This window comes from Paenibacillus sp. 79R4 (assembly GCF_013393165.1).
Lineage (GTDB): Bacteria > Bacillota > Bacilli > Paenibacillales > Paenibacillaceae > Fontibacillus.
This window is the reverse complement of record NZ_QJOT01000010.1, coordinates 37272-54220: the sequence shown is the minus strand read 5'-3', so window position 1 is coordinate 54220 and position 16949 is coordinate 37272. Positions and strand designations below refer to the sequence as shown.

14 protein-coding genes are annotated in these 16949 nt (G+C 48.0%); 12 read left to right on the top strand and 2 right to left on the bottom strand.

Annotated elements, in window-relative coordinates; genetic code table 11:
- The first annotated feature begins 312 nt into the window (after positions 1 to 312).
- From helD to DMN77_RS15480, 3 genes are all read left to right on the top strand, one after another.
- Positions 313 to 2655, top strand: coding sequence for an RNA polymerase recycling motor HelD (gene helD / locus DMN77_RS15490; RefSeq protein ID WP_179015615.1), 2343 nt, complete (start codon positions 313 to 315; stop codon positions 2653 to 2655).
- Between the two features lie 88 nt (positions 2656 to 2743).
- Positions 2744 to 3982 (top strand): bacillibactin exporter BcbE, encoded by a 1239-nt coding sequence (bcbE, locus tag DMN77_RS15485; protein WP_068780642.1) that lies wholly within the window; start codon positions 2744 to 2746, stop codon positions 3980 to 3982.
- 123 nt (positions 3983 to 4105) lie between these two features.
- Positions 4106 to 4783 (top strand): DsbA family protein, encoded by a 678-nt coding sequence (locus DMN77_RS15480; protein WP_068780643.1) that lies wholly within the window; start codon positions 4106 to 4108, stop codon positions 4781 to 4783.
- A gap of 197 nt (positions 4784 to 4980) precedes the next feature.
- Here DMN77_RS15480 and DMN77_RS15475 read toward each other — a convergent pair whose 3' ends face one another.
- A complete protein-coding gene (locus DMN77_RS15475) occupies positions 4981 to 5178 on the bottom strand; it encodes a hypothetical protein (RefSeq protein WP_068780644.1) in 198 nt (65 codons plus the stop codon).
- A gap of 147 nt (positions 5179 to 5325) precedes the next feature.
- On the opposite strand from DMN77_RS15475, the gene rpiA reads away from it, so the two are divergent.
- From rpiA to DMN77_RS15455, 4 genes are all read left to right on the top strand, one after another.
- Complete coding sequence (rpiA, locus tag DMN77_RS15470) at positions 5326 to 6000, top strand: ribose-5-phosphate isomerase RpiA (RefSeq protein WP_179015614.1); 675 nt, start codon at positions 5326 to 5328, stop codon at positions 5998 to 6000.
- 16 nt (positions 6001 to 6016) lie between these two features.
- Positions 6017 to 6454: a GNAT family N-acetyltransferase gene (locus DMN77_RS15465; RefSeq protein ID WP_179015613.1), complete on the top strand. Its 438-nt coding sequence runs from the start codon at positions 6017 to 6019 to the stop codon at positions 6452 to 6454.
- Between the two features lie 239 nt (positions 6455 to 6693).
- A complete protein-coding gene (locus DMN77_RS15460; RefSeq protein WP_068780647.1) occupies positions 6694 to 7152 on the top strand; it encodes a MarR family winged helix-turn-helix transcriptional regulator in 459 nt (152 codons plus the stop codon).
- On the top strand, positions 7149 to 10304 hold the full coding sequence (locus DMN77_RS15455; protein WP_179015612.1) for an MMPL family transporter: 3156 nt from the start codon (positions 7149 to 7151) through the stop codon (positions 10302 to 10304). The genes DMN77_RS15460 and DMN77_RS15455 overlap by 4 nt, the downstream gene beginning before the upstream one ends.
- A gap of 286 nt (positions 10305 to 10590) precedes the next feature.
- On the opposite strand, the gene DMN77_RS15450 is transcribed toward DMN77_RS15455, so the two are convergent.
- Positions 10591 to 11271 carry a tetratricopeptide repeat protein gene (locus DMN77_RS15450; protein WP_068780649.1) on the bottom strand — a complete coding sequence of 227 codons (681 nt, stop codon included), beginning with the start codon at positions 11269 to 11271 and terminating at the stop codon, positions 10591 to 10593.
- A 99-nt stretch (positions 11272 to 11370) separates the two neighbouring features.
- Between DMN77_RS15450 and DMN77_RS15445 the strand changes: the two genes are divergently transcribed.
- The 5 genes from DMN77_RS15445 (at position 11371) to coaD (ending at position 16938) form a co-directional block, all read left to right on the top strand.
- On the top strand, positions 11371 to 11964 hold the full coding sequence (locus DMN77_RS15445; RefSeq protein ID WP_068780650.1) for an HD domain-containing protein: 594 nt from the start codon (positions 11371 to 11373) through the stop codon (positions 11962 to 11964).
- Between the two features lie 61 nt (positions 11965 to 12025).
- Complete coding sequence (gene gpmA, locus DMN77_RS15440; protein ID WP_068780651.1) at positions 12026 to 12775, top strand: 2,3-diphosphoglycerate-dependent phosphoglycerate mutase; 750 nt, start codon at positions 12026 to 12028, stop codon at positions 12773 to 12775.
- 247 nt (positions 12776 to 13022) lie between these two features.
- Positions 13023 to 15194, top strand: coding sequence for a 1,3-beta-galactosyl-N-acetylhexosamine phosphorylase (gene gnpA, locus DMN77_RS15435; protein ID WP_179015611.1), 2172 nt, complete (start codon positions 13023 to 13025; stop codon positions 15192 to 15194).
- A 629-nt stretch (positions 15195 to 15823) separates the two neighbouring features.
- Positions 15824 to 16378, top strand: coding sequence for a 16S rRNA (guanine(966)-N(2))-methyltransferase RsmD (gene rsmD / locus DMN77_RS15430; protein WP_068780653.1), 555 nt, complete (start codon positions 15824 to 15826; stop codon positions 16376 to 16378).
- 47 nt (positions 16379 to 16425) lie between these two features.
- Complete coding sequence (coaD, locus tag DMN77_RS15425) at positions 16426 to 16938, top strand: pantetheine-phosphate adenylyltransferase (protein ID WP_179015610.1); 513 nt, start codon at positions 16426 to 16428, stop codon at positions 16936 to 16938.
- The last annotated feature ends 11 nt before the right edge of the window (positions 16939 to 16949 follow it).

Genomic DNA, 16949 nt, shown 5'->3' with positions numbered 1-16949 from the left:
TAGTCAAGTGTTATGTTAGAAGGCTTCTTGTTTTGGATGGGGAAGAAGAGAGTCGAACAAACTAAAAAGGTCCTGTCCCTTTGCTGAACCGGCAGACGGTCAGCAAAGGGACAGGACTCCTAATTGAAAAAGAACATAAGATTGAATTTGCTACATATCAGTGTTACAATAAAGAGCGGTCCCAATCTATATTAATAGACCAAGGATTAAGCAATTTAATTTTATCACATTGAATTGTGTTTGTCAATAGATTTTTTGGGGTGTCTGGAGGAAGTTATTTTTTGGGATTAATTCACAAAAGGGGCGACTATTTTGAGTAATCATGACAAGGAGCGGCAGGCGGAACAGCGTCGGGTAGAGTATGTCGAGGATCAGATCGAAACGCGCATAACCCGCCTGGAATCAGAAGTTGGAACAATCCGTGGTGATGTCGTATCTATGCGAAAGGATTTCTGGGATGAGGTTACGGTTAACTTCAGTGAGGCGGATGATGTAGGGGAAACTTCAACCAGTTTAAGACAACAATCCGAAGTGTTGTCCGAGCGGGAGAAGCGCCACCAACTGGCTTACAATTCGCTTGTGAAGCTGAAACGGCTGCAGCAATCCCCTTATTTTGGCCGCATCGACTTTGCCGAGCAAGGAGAGCAAGGCGAAGCGATTTATCTGGGGATAGCTTCATTGCTGGAAGAAGATGATGAGACATTTCTGATTTATGACTGGCGTGCACCGATTTCGAATTTATATTATGATAGCGTCCCTGGCCCGGCCTCTTATGAGACGCCTTCCGGCACGATTGAAGGGGAGATGACGCTCAAACGGCAGTTTGTCATCCGCGGGCGCGACTTGAAGGTAATGTTCGATACCGGGGTAACAATTGGCGATGAATTGTTGCAGCAAGTGCTCGGCAGAAGCTCGGATGCGCAGATGAAGAGTATTGTGGCGACGATCCAGAAGGAGCAGAACCGCATCATCCGTAATGATACTTCACGCATGCTGATTGTTCAGGGAGCAGCAGGCAGCGGTAAAACTTCAGCTGCGCTGCAGCGTGTGGCCTATTTGCTATACAAGCATCGCGACACGCTTCGTGCTGATCAGATGATCCTGTTCTCTCCGAACCCGATGTTCAATAGCTATGTATCCACGGTATTGCCGGAGCTCGGGGAAGAGAATATGCTGCAGACGACATTCCAGGAGTATCTGGAGCGGCGTCTTGGCCGGGAATTCCAATTGGAGGACCCGTTCGTCCAGATTGAATATGTATTATCCGGTGAAGAGGATGATGCTTATCAGGCCCGTATGAACGGGATTCGCTACAAATCCTCACTGCTGTTCTTCGAGGCGATCGGCAGATATAAAGCGCTGCTTGAGCAAAAGGGCATGAGATTCAAACCGCTGCGCTTTATGGGCCGGGAGATCGTTGGGGCCGAAGCTATCTTGCAACGCTTCTATGCTTATGACTCGGCGATTACCCTGGCCAATCGTTGTGAACTGCTCAAGGAATGGCTGCTTAAGGAGATTGCCGCCTTCGGCAAGGAGGAGGTTAACCAGCCGTGGGTGGATGAGCAAATTCAGCTTCTTGATACCGAGGACTATCAGCGTGCTTACCAGCGGATGCGCCGTCAGCAGCAGAAAAGCAATGGTCAAATCAGCGAGTATGAAGAGGAGAGAACCATCCTGGGAAGAATGGTGGTCAGCGAGCGCCTGAAGCCGCTGCGTAAATGGATCAAATCGCTGCGCTTTGTGGACGTAACGAAGCTGTATTGTCAATTATTTGAACCGTCGGAGATCGCAGAGGAGGTTCATATGGATGCTTTGCCGGAGGATTGGCCGCTCATTTGCGGACGTACCCTTTCTAAGATCAAGGCCGGAGAATTATTCTATGAGGATATTACGCCATTCCTTTATCTGAAAGAAATGATCCTGGGCTTTCACTCCAATCACGCGATCCGTCATGTCATTATTGACGAGGCTCAGGATTATTCACCATTCCAATTGTTCTTCCTGAAGCGTTTATTCCCGCGTGCGCGGATGACAGCTCTCGGTGATCTCAATCAGGCGATTTATGCGCATTCCTCTGTACTGCAGCAGTCGTCTGTGCTGACCGATTTATACGGATCGGATAACAGCGAGCAGATCGTATTGCGGCAGAGCTATCGGTCGACCCGGGAGATCGTTGAGTTTACGCGCGGTATGCTGCCGGGAGGAGAGGCGATCATTCCGTTTAATCGTGCAGGCGAGAAACCGGAAGTGGTGGTTGTACAAGGTCAGGATGATTTGTATGCACAGATCAGACAGGATGTTACGGCATTGCGGAATGAGGGTTATGAATCGATTGCTGTCATTTGCAAGACGGCGGAGGAGAGCAAAGAGGTTCACGATCATCTCGCCAAGGATCTGGAGGCCAGATTAATTAAAAAAACGACGCTTTCCTTCGAGAAGGGGGTTCACATCATCCCAGCTTATCTCGCTAAGGGGGTGGAATTCGACGCCGTGCTTATCTTCGATGGCTCGAACGATAAATATACCCGCGAGTCGGAGCGCAAGCTGTTCTATACAGCTTGTACAAGGGCTATGCATTTGCTGCATGTTTATTCGGCAGGAGAGCCAAGCCGATTTATGGCAGAGACGGATTCGCAATCTTTTGTAAGAAAATAAGGTAACAAATGCATTCGGAATATTTTACGGAATATTCTCCACACTAACCATGATTGTTGTTTACATGAATGGAAAGGGTGTCCGAATGATGGGTAACAAGAAGGGGGATCTGGCGGCGTTAGCATCCATTCCGCTGATCATGACTTTGGGCAACTCCATGCTGATCCCGATATTGCCACAGATTTCGCGAGAACTGCACATTTCTTCACTTCAGGTGAGTATGTTGATCACGGTCTATGCGGTTGTTGCCATCTTATTGATTCCGATCGCAGGTTACTTGTCGGATAAGGTCGGGCGTAAGGCCGTAATTATTCCAAGCCTCATCATAGCGGGGATTGGCGGGGGAATCTGCGGCGCAGCCCCCTGGTTTTCTAATGGAATGATGCTGTACTGGATTATTATTGGCGGCAGATTTCTGCAGGGGATCGGGGCAGCGGGGGCATTTCCGACCGTACTGCCACTTGTTGGGGATATGTTTGATGATGACAAGGAGATCAGCAAGAGCCTTGGCATTATCGAGACCTCCAACACCTTTGGCAAGGTGCTTAGCCCGATTCTGGGGGCACTGCTCGGAGCATGGATATGGTATATGCCATTTCTGGCTATCCCTGTGTTATGCTTATGCTCCTTACTCCTTGTGATCTTCCTGGTCAAGGAGCCTGAGCACAAGAGTAAACCAAAGCCATTTAAGCAGTTCTGGAAGTCGGTGAAGGGCGTATTCGCTTCGCAGGGAAGATGGTTGTACGCCATATTCATCATTGGCGGGATTTCGATGTTTCTGCTCTTTGCCGTACTTTTTTATTTGTCCGAGCAATTAGAGAAGAGGCATGGTCTGGACGGCGTCCTCAAGGGCTTTGTGCTGGCGATCCCGCTTGCATCCTTATGCCTCGCGTCTTACTTCACAGGCAAGAAGATCGGCAAGAACAAAGTGCTGATGAAATGGTGCGGTGTAGTTGGACTGCTCCTGTCTACAGGGGCGTTATTCGGGATTGGTTTTTTCAACAATATCTATTTTGTGCTCGCCTGTCTCATCGTTTGCGGCGCGGGAATCGGCATGGTCCTGCCTAGCTCGGATGCGCTTATTACCGAAGGGATCGAGAAGGAACTGCGTGGCACGATTACTTCCATTTACAGCAGTATGCGATTTATCGGGGTGTCGCTGGGGCCACCGGTGGTGTCCTTGCTCGTCAAGTCAGGTCATATGACCTTGTTCTTCGTAATTGCCGGCATTTCTCTGGTGGCCATGATTCTGCTCTTAGTCATGGTCAAACCGGAATCGAAGGAGGGCAAGGGCGGTCTGTCTGAAGCCCTGCGCCCACAGCATTAGAATACGCTTTCAAAATAATGGTAATCTGCGCCGATGAAATGTGACATTTCTCCTAGTTATTTACCTCCAAAACTCATACAATCAGCACAAAATATTACTATTTTGTATCCTGGGAGGAAGAATATGAGAAGTAAGAAATGGGGATTGTGGGCATTAATTGGTGTAGCAGTGCTGCTAGTAGCTGTACTCGTGTTTATTCGCATCCATGAGAAGAACTCACAACAAGCCGAATTCCCGGATCTGGAGCAGGTGGAGGCGGGACAAGTCCCCGATGGCTTTGACGAAGCTAATCAGCCCTATGTGGGGAATCCAGAAGCAGCTGTGAAGATCGTGGAATTCGCGGATTACAAATGCCCGGCTTGCAAGCAATGGACACAAGAGATCTTCCCTAAGCTTAAGAGCGAATATTTGGACACAGGCAATGCCGTATATTATTATGTCGATTTCCCATTCCTGGCTCCTGATTCGAACCTGGCTGCTCTCGCTGGAGAGACTTTATTCCAACAGGATCAGCAATATTTCTGGACCTATTACGATCTCATGATGGAGAATCAGGGGAGTAAGGGGACGGCCTGGGCCAACAAAAAGTTTATTATGAATTTGGTTAAGGAGAATATCCCTGGGGTTGATCTGAAGCGATTTGAACGGGATTTGGATGATCGGACATATATCGCCAACATTAAGCGCGACCTTCTCATTGGAGAGAAGCAGGGCGTCGATGGAACGCCATTTGTATTTATCAACGGACAAGCTGTCGATGATACCTCCTGGGAAGGAATACAGGCGGCGATTGGGCAATAACGACATACGGAGAATGAGAACGGTTGGCCTATGGCTTGCAGAACGCAAAGCAAAGGCTGCCCGTTCTTTGTTTTTACAGATGTTTTGTAAGTTGTAGTAAAAGGCCGTCTTTGATTAGAAAATCGGTATCGCGGACTTAGTGTTTTTCTTATCGTTTTTTTGTTATGATATAAGCTGATTCGCCAGACAGGACAAGGTTACATATGATATTTGCCGCTCGGTTCGTTCAACACCCATTCCAGCATCATAATCCTGTCGTTCAACTGGTTAATCGTTAGCGACAATGCACTGGCTCCAGGGTCATCCGGGTTCATTGCAGAGGATATGGATTCGAATGTTTTTTTCTGTTGGGACAGTTCAATGATCTTGGCTTTGACTTGGTCTGCGGTTCTCATTACCGTCACCTCGTTTTCCGTATGAGATTACTTCGAAGGTCAGATTTTGATTATAACATGGATAGGGATAAGGGAAGAAACCGAGTTTGGGGATGTACGTGAAAATATTGATCCAGGGCTTTATACCATTTAGGAGGGATTTACGCAATGAATGCGAAGCAAGCAGCAGGGTACCGTGCAGCAGAATGGGTGGAAGATGGAATGATCGTTGGACTGGGAACCGGATCAACGGCGTATTATGCGATAGAGAAGATCGGGCAGCGCGTAGCTCAAGGTTTGAAAATAAAGGCGATTGCCACTTCGAATGCTTCAGAGGAATTGGCGAAGAAATACAATATTCCGCTGATTCGCGCAGCGGAAGTTGAGCGCCTTGATCTGGCGATCGATGGGGCGGATGAGGTGGACAGCAACATGGCGCTGACTAAGGGCGGCGGCGGCGCTTTGCTGCGTGAGAAGCTGGTTGCCATCAACAGTGAGCGCTTCATCGTTATTGCTGATCACAGTAAAATAGTAACGCATCTTGGCAGCTTCAAGCTGCCGATTGAGATTGTCCCGTTCTGCTATGAGTGGACCTTCGGACAGCTGAAGCGGATCTACAATGTGCCGATTGAAATGCGCACCCGTGACGGAGAGCTCTACGTCACCGATAATGGCAATTACATTGCCGATGCTTCGTTTGGCGTAATCTCCGATCCAGGTCAACTCAATCGCGAGTTGAAGGCCATGACCGGGGTTGTCGAGCATGGTTTGTTCGTTGATATTGCCCATACGGTTGTGGTCGGATATGAGGATGGACGCACCGAGGTCATCGAGAAGAAGTAGTGAGGGAGGACTAAGGATGCTTATTAAATTGGCAGATAGCCAATGGGATCATGAAGTTCGCGAGCTGCTGGAAGATGCGTTCTACTATGAACCTTCCGAGGTGGACAAGGTGATGGATCGGTATCGAACCTCAGGCTCACAAGAGTTGTACGTGTTTGAAGACCAGGAGGAATTCATCGGGATCATCGGCTTTACGATGGATGAGCAGAATCAACTGGTCATTACAGAGCTGGTCATTCATCCTCAGGAACGCCTGAAGGGATATGGACGCGGAATTATTTTGGAGACGATTTTGCTGAAAAATCCTCGCCGCATTATCACCGTTACAGATGAGGATGGTGCCGATTTCTTCCGCAATATCGGCTTCCGGATTACGGGCCTGCCTGCAAACGAAGAGGGTATGGAGCAATTCCGCTGTACCTATGAAGTGGAAATCGATGCCGGAGAGGAATAATTGAAATCATAGCGGGAATAAGCATAGACGACAGCAGGATCTGTCGGCTGTGCTTTTTTTGTATTCTGGTGGAGATATAGGCAGATAACGAAAATGAAGAAATATCGGAAGTTGATCTTCAAATAATTATGCGATATAGTTCTTATATCGAACAGTTTGATTATAGAACTATTAGATTTTATAATAGTTCTGATGTAGAACAGTTTTGGATATTTAGTACGTTATTTTTGGAGGATGAAATGAACGAATCGGACTATCAATTGCGGCAATTGGTTGAACGCTACATGGCAGCATACTTCGTACTGTTCAAAAAGTTGAATGTACAAATCGGAGAGGTGATTCAGGATGACGCGACGCTTGATCAATATCAAATCATCGATTACATTGCAACGCATGAGAACGGAACGTCGACAGAGCTTGCCGAGGCTTTCTCGGTCGGCAAAAGCTCGATTACAGCCATCATTACCAGGCTGGTAGACAAGGGGATTGTCGAGCGGACGAGAGACGTCCAAGATCGGCGCGTCGTCTATTTATCCCTAACGGAGCACGGCAGAATGATATATTCCAAGATGCAAGGATCGATTATGGATATGTTATCGGCTTATGTGGCTCATTTTTCGGCAGAGGAAATTGACGGCTTTATCCGACCTTTTGAGAAATTGGCTAAGCTGGTTGAGGAGGGGAAACCGACGATATGAAGTACATCTTAAAGGCGAAATGGGGGTTCCTGTTATTATGGATAGCTGTAGCAGTACTGCTCGTGATTACAGCGCCATCTATGACAGAACTTGTGCGGGAAAAAGGTGAAATAACCGTACCCAAGGGGTACTCTTCGGAAGTAGCCGCCCGCATATTAAATACGGCAGCTGAACAGGAGGGGGAAGGGGAATCAAGCAGTGTAGCCCTTGTCTTCCATCAGGATAGCGGGATTGCTGCTGATGATAAGAAAGAGATTGAGCAAGCCTTATCCAGACTGCGTTCATCCATGGATCAGCTCGGAATTAGTTCGATGATTGATCCGTTTGATACGCCAGAGGCCCAGGATAAAATGATTTCCGCTGACGGTAAGACGATTCTTGCTTCATTAAGCCTGCAAATGGATCAGCGTCCATTGGAGGAAATAGAACAGGATATTCGTAATGAGCTCTCGTCGCTTAAGGTGGATCATTACATGACCGGCGCTCAGCAAATTAATCAAGATGTAATTTTGAGCTCGGAGCAAGGTTTGAAGAAATCAGAGTATTTTACGGTGATCTTTATTCTGGTGATTCTTTTCATCGTCTTCCGTTCAGCCGTGGCTCCATTTATACCGCTGCTTACTGTCGGAATTAGTTATTTGATCTCCCAATCGATTGTAGCATTTCTTGTCGCTCATTATAACTTCCCTGTCTCTACATACACACAGATCTTTATGGTTGCGGTCATGTTCGGCATCGGTACAGACTATTGTATTCTTCTGATCAGCCGCTTTAAGGAAGAGCTTCAGTTAACAGATAAAATCCCGGAGGCGATTATCCAGACCTATCGTAAAGCAGGAAAAACCGTGTTCTTCTCGGGGCTTGCGGTATTGGTTGGGTTCACAACAATCGGCCTCTCCCAATTTGTACTATATCGTTCGGCCGTAGCAGTTGCCGTTGGCATCGCTGTTATGCTGCTTGCACTTGTTACGATTGTACCGTTCTTTATGGCCGTGCTTGGCAAATGGCTATTCTGGCCGATGAAGGGAGCTATTGAGCATAAGGATAACAGATTCTGGGGAGCAATCGGCACTTTCTCTGTAAAGAAACCCTGGGCCTCTGCCTTGCTCGTGGCAGTCATCACAGTTCCCCTGGTCATCTCCTACAGCAACAACGTTTCTTTCAACAATATGGAGGAGATTGGAGAGCAGTACGAATCCGTGAAGGCGTACAATTTAATTGCAGATAGCTTCGAACCCGGAGAATCCTTGCCAACGACGATCGTCATCAAGAGTGATCAGACGATGGATCATTCGGAGGATATTGTACTGGCTGAGAAAATCAGTCGCGCTGTGATGGAGGTGGACGGAGTTGCCAGTGTACGCAGCCTCAGCCGTCCAACGGGGGAGATCCAGAAGGATTTTGAAATCGCAAATCAAGTAAAGACCGTTGGCGCAGGTCTTGGAGAGGGCAATGAAGGCCTGTCTCAAATCAAAAACGGGCTGGCGGAAGCAAGCCAGGCGCTGAATGAAAATGAACCTAAGCTGGCGGAAGCGGCGGAAAGCACGGGCAAGCTTGTTGAGGGGACCGGGGAATTGAAGGAAGGAATCTCCGCTCTGTCGAACGGTCTGTCGCAGATCCAGAAGGGGATCACGGATAGCTCCAAGGGAGCTGGCAGCTTGAAGCAGGGCTTGAAGCAGCTTAAACAGAGCGCAGAAGAGCTGGCGGGGGCGAACGATAAGCTGCTGCAATCCTATCAATCAATCGCTGGAGGAATTGCTTCGCTGGGCGATGGATATCAGCAAATTCAGCAGCAATTGAGCGGGATTGCAAAGGGCTTCTCACAACTGGATGCCTCCTTCGCCAGTCTGGAGCAGAAATATCCTGAGCTGGTTGGAGATCAGGACTATTTGACCATACGCGGAACGGTTACAGCCTCCGGTCAAGGTCTGGAACAGATCGCCGGTGGTCTTGGAACGGCTACAGGTCAGCTTGAACAGGTGAAGGCAGGATTGGAACAAGCGAATTCAGGTTATGCCGAAGCCGCCAAAGGAAGTCATCAGCTGGCAGGCGGACTGGAGCAATTTATCTCCGGACTGTCGCAGCTGGAGCAGGGTCTTGATCAAGCGGGTAATGGTCAGGGGCAAATTGTGAAGAAGCTGCCTGAGATTGTAAATGGTCTGACCCAAATCCAGCAAGGTCAGGAGCAGATCCAAACCGGCTTCTCGCAATTTTCCGGACAAATCAGTCAGCTTACAGACGGGCTGGATCAGAGTGTCGAGGGATTGGGCCAAGTGTCCGGCGGGCTTGCTACTGCCAAGCAATATTTGAACGAGGTTGGCGGCAGTGATAACGGCCTGGGCGGTTATTATGTGCCGCAGGAGGCGATGAATAATCAGGCGATTGATCAGCTCTTGGATACTTATCTATCGGCAGACCGCAAGGTGATGACATTGGACGTCGTCTTCTCCAGCAACCCTTATGGGCGCGAGGCGATCGATCAGATCGGCCAGGTGCAGGCTGCAGTAGACAAGGTTGTTGCAGGTACAAAGCTTGCGAATGCGGAAATTGCGATCGGCGGCGTATCCAGTACATTTAATGACCTGAAGACGATCTCTGACGCAGACTACACGCGGACGGTTATTTTCATGCTTGCGGGCATCTTCATCGTATTGCTTCTGTTGCTTCGCTCTGTTGTGATGCCGATCTATATTATCGCTTCATTAGTATTAACCTTCTTCGCATCGGTGGGCTTAACCGAGCTCATCTTCGTTCATATTCTCGGGTACTCCGGCGTGAGCTGGGCGACGCCATTCTTTGGCTTTGTTATTCTGGTCGCTCTCGGCGTAGACTACAGCATCTTCCTGATGGACCGCTTCAATGAGCATGGCGAACTGGATGTCCGAGAGGCGATCGTGCATTCGATGCGGAAGATGGGGACTGTGATTCTGTCGGCAGCCGTTATTCTGGGCGGTACAATGGCGTCGATGTATCCGTCAGGGGTACTGTCGATGCTGCAGATTTCAACGCTCGTGCTGACAGGACTGTTCCTGTATGCGGTTGTTGTACTGCCATTCCTGATCCCGGTGTTCGTAAGAATATTCGGCCAGGCGAATTGGTGGCCTTTTATGCGGAGACGCGAGAATTCCAGCGATCATGGGATTGATGCTTAGCTACTGAATTTGCGCAGTTTCTAACGAAACTCCGGATCGCTATTTCCCGCAAAACAGCAGTAATTTAAAACTAACGAAACAACATATCGTTATAAGGGTGAAATGCAGGCATTTAGCCTCTGCTTCACATCAATAGCGATACCCCGTTCGTTACAGTTTTTAGCAGTCTTTTTAGATGCGAATAGTGATATCCAGTATCGTTAGAGGGTTGTATTTTATAAAAAAAGGACGGCCAATCCCGTGTTTTAGCGGGAAGAGGTCGTCCTTTTGCTTAGGCTAAATGAATTTAAAGGAAGTTCCGTTTTATTGCGCTTCGCAAGGCCCATCCACGTTCATGCCGCTTCTTATATTTCGGGAGCGAACGGTAAATGGAGATGGATTCCCCGAGTGCTTGTCTGGCTTCATCCTTGCGGCCCAGCGATTGGTACAGGGAACCGAGCAAATAATAAGCCTCACTGGAGGAAGATTGAATTTCACCAAATTTTGAGGCATAGTCCAGCGCTTTTTGCGGGTCCTTATCCTTGAAGGCGGTAGCCAGTTGTAGATAAGGCTGCCCGTACTTAACGCGTTCATTCAGACGAAGTGCTTGCAGCATCTGCTGTTCTCCGTCCTGGAGCTGCTGTAATCCGATGGATGCGGCGCCTAGATCACTCCAGTACTCGGCGGAATCCCCGGAAGCTTCCCTGGCCTCTTCAAGCAGTTTATGAGCCTCGGCATATTTCTTCGATTCAATCAGAAGTCTGGCTAGCTCGCGTTTGGAAGAGACATCAAACGGACTGGAGGCGAGTTGTGTCCGCAGCTTCCTAATTTTGCTGGAGCGCCGAAAAGGCTTGGCAATGCTGGGCATAACGCCGACATAACGCCGATCCAGAAAGTAAACAACAGCGAGAATAATAATGATGGCAATCAGAGGGTTTCCGGTAACCCAAGATAATAATAGGAACAGCAATATGGACAATTTACTCATTTTGTAGGCCCACCATCCGTTAATAATGATTACCAATTATATCATATTCATGATATTAATGTAGATAGGCAGAAATATAGAACGAAGAGGGGAGAACCTATGAATCAAAGTGAAAGACTTCTGAAGCAAATTGAATTTATTAAAGAAATCGATAAGCTGAAGCATATACTGCGGCGGACGGTGCTGATGGATGGATCGCGACAAGAGAATGATGCGGAGCATACCTGGCATTTGGCTATGATGGCGATGGTGCTGCTGGAGCATACGCCAGAGCCGCCGAATTTGGCAAAGGTACTGAACATGCTGCTTATTCACGATATTGTAGAAATTGATGCAGGCGACACATTTGCTTATGATGCGGCAGGGCATGAGGATAAACAGGAGCGGGAGATGAAAGCAGCTGAGCGGATATTCGGTTTACTGCCGGAGGATCAGAAGCAGGAGCTTATAGCTTTATGGCTTGAGTTTGAGCAGCGTCAAAGCCAGGAGGCAAAGTATGCCGTGGCAATTGATCGTATTCAACCGTTGTTGCATAATTATTATACAGGCGGTTTATCCTGGAGGAAGCATGGCGTTAGGAGCTCACAGGTGTTGGAGCGTATTTCCGATGTGGCAGATATTGCGCCTTCTCTATATGAGCTGGTAACCGGGCTGATCCGGGATGCGGTTCAGAAAGGTTATTTACAGGAATAGATGGTAGAACCGGACGGATCGGCGGTATCGCTGTAAGATAAGATTGGAAGGAGTGTTAACGATGTATCAACTAGTATTGGTCAGACACGGAGAAAGTGAATGGAACAAGTTCAACCTGTTTACCGGGTGGACAGATGTGGAGCTGTCTGAGAAGGGCGTACAGGAAGCGGAGGAAGCCGGAAAATTGCTCAAAGCGGCAAATTTCAAGTTTGATATCGCCTATACTTCTTACCTGAAGCGGGCGATTAAGACGCTTTATCATATTTTGGATGAGATGGAGCTGTTGTGGATTCCGGTTCATAAGACCTGGCAGTTGAATGAACGTCATTATGGGGCGCTGCAAGGCTTAAGCAAGTCGGATACGGCGGAAAAATACGGGGATGAACAGGTGCTGCTCTGGAGGAGAAGCTATGATGTGCTGCCGCCTGCGCTGACTAAGGAAGATGATCGTTATCCTCGCCATGACCCTAAATATAATGAGCTCACCGATGAGGAGCTTCCGTTAACAGAGAGTCTCAAGGAGACGGTCATTCGCGTTGAGGACTATTGGGAGCGGGAGATCAAGCCGCAGATCATTCAAGGCAAGCAAGTCGTTATAGCAGCGCACGGCAACAGTCTGCGTGCCCTGATCAAATATCTGGAACAGCTCAGCAGTGAGCAAATTGTGGATGTGAATATTCCGACGGGGACACCGCTCGTGTACACGCTGGACGAGCAATTCAAACCGATAGAGAAATATTATCTGGGCAGCCAAGGGAAGATTGAGCAAAAGATCGAAACCGTCGCTAATCCAGATACGATTATGGAGTAATTGCTTAAATAATTCGTTCAAAAGCCAAGGTCTGATGTTTAGGATCTTGGCTTTTGAGATTGAAGTTTAAATATTGCACATTTCTCGCAGCGCTGACCAACCAGCACAAAGGTAACAGCATTTATCTTCATTCGCTTGAAAGGTCAAAATTTTACTCGTGGAAGGTCATAATTCATCCTTGGTTCTCTATGGCTTGCTAAGTATGATGAAAGCAACCATCAGTTATTTTGGAAGGAGCATGTCTCATATGCACAAGCAGAATCAGAGCAAACAAAATCGAGGGCGCCTCACAATCCCTACCGACCTTGATGTCGTAGGAGAAACACTGAAAACGATGGAGCTATGGGGCGCTGATGCAGTACGCGATGCAGACGGCACAACATTCCCGCAAGAGCTAGTAGATTGTGGAGCGAAAATATACGCTACTTATTATACGACCCGTAAAGACAACCATTGGGCAAAAGCAAACCCTGATGAAGTACAGCAATGCTATATTTCTACGAGATTTGTAGCTGCTACAGATGCGACTCTCTCTATTCGGTTGTTGGAAGGGATTAGCGAAGACTTATTGCTGGTAAACAACCGTGATGATATCTACCGTTGGTGGGAAGTCATCGATCGTACCACTGGCGAGGTCGTACTGACAAATCACTGGAGCTATGATGAAGCAAGCGGCTGTGTAGTTATTAATCACACGACACCTTATCATGAGTATAGCGTTAGCTTCTTGACCTATCTGATCTGGGATCCTGTCCATATGTACAATGCGGTCGTTAATGATTGGAAGGATTTCGAACGACAAATTACGTTTGATGTACGTCAGCCTAAGACACGGGAATACTCTAAAGGCAGACTGCGTGAATTTTTGCGCGAAAAGTCCTATGTTAATGTAGTCCGCTTCACAACCTTCTTCCATCAGTTCACGCTTATCTTCGATGAGCTGCGCCGGGAGAAATACGTGGACTGGTACGGCTATTCCGCTAGCGTCAGCCCTTATATCCTCGACCAGTTCGAGCGTGAAGTAGGCTATAAGTTCCGTCCAGAATATATTATCGACGAAGGTTACTATAACAATCAGTATCGGATTCCCTCTAAACAATACTTGGACTTTATGGCCTTCCAACGTCGCGAGGTGGCGGCGCTGGCGAAAGAACTCGTGGATATTACCCATGAAGAAGGCCGCGAAGCGATGATGTTCTTAGGCGACCATTTTATTGGTACAGAGCCTTATATGGACGAGTTTAAAACGATCGGGCTGGATGCAGTCGTGGGCAGCGTGGGCAATGGTTCGACACTGCGCTTAATTAGCGATATTCCTGGCGTGAAATACACAGAAGGGCGCTTTTTGCCTTACTTCTTCCCTGATACGTTCCATCCCGGCGGCAATCCGACAGCAGAAGCTCAAGAGAACTGGTTAACAGCAAGACGAGCTATTTTGCGTAAGCCTGTGGATCGCATCGGTTATGGCGGCTACTTGAAGCTGGCGCTGGACTTCCCGGATTTTGTGGAATATGTAACGCAAGTGGCCGATGAATTCCGTGATTTATATGAAAAAGCTCGCACGAAGCCGCTATGCCTTGCTAAGGTTGCTGTTCTGAACTGCTGGGGGAAAATGCGCTCTTGGGGTTGCCATATGGTGCATCATGCCCTGTATCAGAAGCAGAACTACAGCTATGCGGGGATTATTGAAATTTTGAGTGGTGCTCCGTTCGATGTATCTTTCATTAGCTTTGATGATATTCGTGACCAGCCGCAGCTGTTAAATGATATCGACGTCATTATTAATATCGGTGACGCAGATACGGCACATACTGGCGGCGATAACTGGAAGGACCCGTATATCGCTGAGCAGATTCGCGGATTTATTGCTCGCGGAGGCGGGTTTATCGGGGTAGGCGAACCTTCTGCGGTTCAGCACCAAGGCCGCTTCTTCCAACTGGGCGATGCTCTTGGCGTAGAGCTGGAGCGCGGCTTCACCCTCGGCTACGATAAATATAATTGGGACGTATTGTCTTCTCACTTTATTACCGCCGATATGGATGGTGATATTAATTTTGGAGAAGGCAAGAAGAATGTATATGCGACGAGCGCTGAGATTTTAGCTTGCAATGATAAAGAAGTGCAGTTTGCAGTTAACAATTACTTTGACGGTCGTTCGGTCTATATCGGCGGGCTGCCATACAGTGCGGAGAATGCTCGCTTGCTGCACCGCGCTATTTTATGGTCATGCAGTAAAGATAACGAATTGCACAATTGGTTTAGTTCAGATGCGCATACGGAGATCCATGTCTATCCGGAGACAGGCACGTATTGCGTTGTCAATAATACCGCGGAGCCACGCAACACGACAGTATATGCGAACGGCAAGAGCTTCGATTTAGAACTCAAGGGCGGCGAACTGCGTTGGTTCAACATGTAAGTTAGCCGCTGAAGCGATGACCAAGCATTAAATAGAATCCCCCTGATGTGGCAGTAAGGAGTCACTTCTCAGGGGGATTTTTAGTGTGCAAGCTTGGGCGATGGAATGGATTTTTTCCTTTGAAAGGGACATGGCAGCATGGAAGAGATTCTAGTTGCGTGTAAGGAGCGGAAGGCCGTCGTGGAGAACATTTAACATAAAAAAAAGTCAGGGCCCCCTTTACGAGGGCCCCAATCATGGGAGAGGAGAAACCGGACGAAGAGCTTATGGGGAAACGTAAGTCTTCTCCGCGGTTGTCTACGACATTTGGTGATGTCGATAGTTCAAGTTTGCCCGGGCCTGGGCGATTTATACATGTATATCCTTAAAAAGTAATTCGAAATTACATTTTTCATTCTATGCGGGATTATGGTACGATATCGACAGGCATTTTGGAGCCTGAAAATTATATAATTGCTCTATTTTGATTGTGTTCAAACCGTCCAGTTTTAGTATCGAAACTTATGAAAACCTGCCATCAAGCCGCGATTGCTTATCCTTAAATGGCCTTGTTAAGGTTTTCTTATCAAAAGCGGACTTTTGAATTGACTTTTAATAGAGCGGCATTGTGCAAGGGTGTGTGAACTAGCATGAGAGTCATATCGGGCAGTGCCCGGGGCAGGACACTGAAGGCGGTTCCCGGGATGGGAACAAGGCCGACAACAGACAAAGTGAAGGAAGCTGTGTTTAGCATGATCGGGCCGTATTTTGACGGCGGTGCCGTGCTTGATCTGTTCGCGGGGACGGGCGGACTAGGCATCGAAGCGCTCAGCCGCGGTATGGACAAGGCGGTATTCGTGGACCTCGATTACAAGAGCGTCGAAGTGGTGCGTGCCAATTTGCAGACCGCCGGTTTGGCGGAACGTGCAGAGGTTTATAAGAATGATGCGGAAAGAGCACTGAAGGTGCTGGCCAAGCGCGAAGCAGCATTCGAGCTGGTGTTCCTTGATCCGCCGTATCGGCTTAAGTTTGGGGAAAAGCTGATGCAAGCGATGGACGAGCTTAAACTGCTTGAAGATCGCGCGACGGTTGTGTTGGAGTATGAATCTTCCTATGTCTATCCGAGCTGCTTCGGCAATTTTACAGAGCTGCGCAAAGCGGAGTACGGAGAAACTGCCGTATCCATATACAGGTATGAGCCGTAGAAGTTCAGACTAGGACACCCCGTCATATAAGGAGGAAAACAGTACTTATGGAACAGCAAAAAGCACCGCGAATCGCCGTATATCCGGGCAGTTTTGATCCTATTACCAATGGACATATGGACATCATCCAGCGGGCTTCCCGTCAGTTTGACAAGCTCATCGTGGCTGTGTTGAACAATCTGAGCAAGAAACCGCTCTTTACGGTTGAGGAGCGCAAAGAGCTAATCTCTACAGTAACGGGCGATTTGCCTAATGTTGAGGTAGACAGCTTCCGTGATCTGCTCGTTAATTATGTGGATTATCGCAAAGCGGACGTCATCGTTAGAGGGATCCGCTCGGTTACGGATTTTGAATATGAATTACAGCTCGCGTCCTTGAATCACCAGCTTAATCATAATGTCGAGACGATCTTTATGATGACGAACCCTAAATATTCATACCTTAGCTCAAGCGTAGTCAAGGAAATCGCCTATTTCAAAGGTGATCTTGGGGACCTGGTTCCGAATGAAATTGAACAAGCCCTAAGAAAAAAATACGAAGATATGCCAAAGCCACAATGAGCCGAGCAATG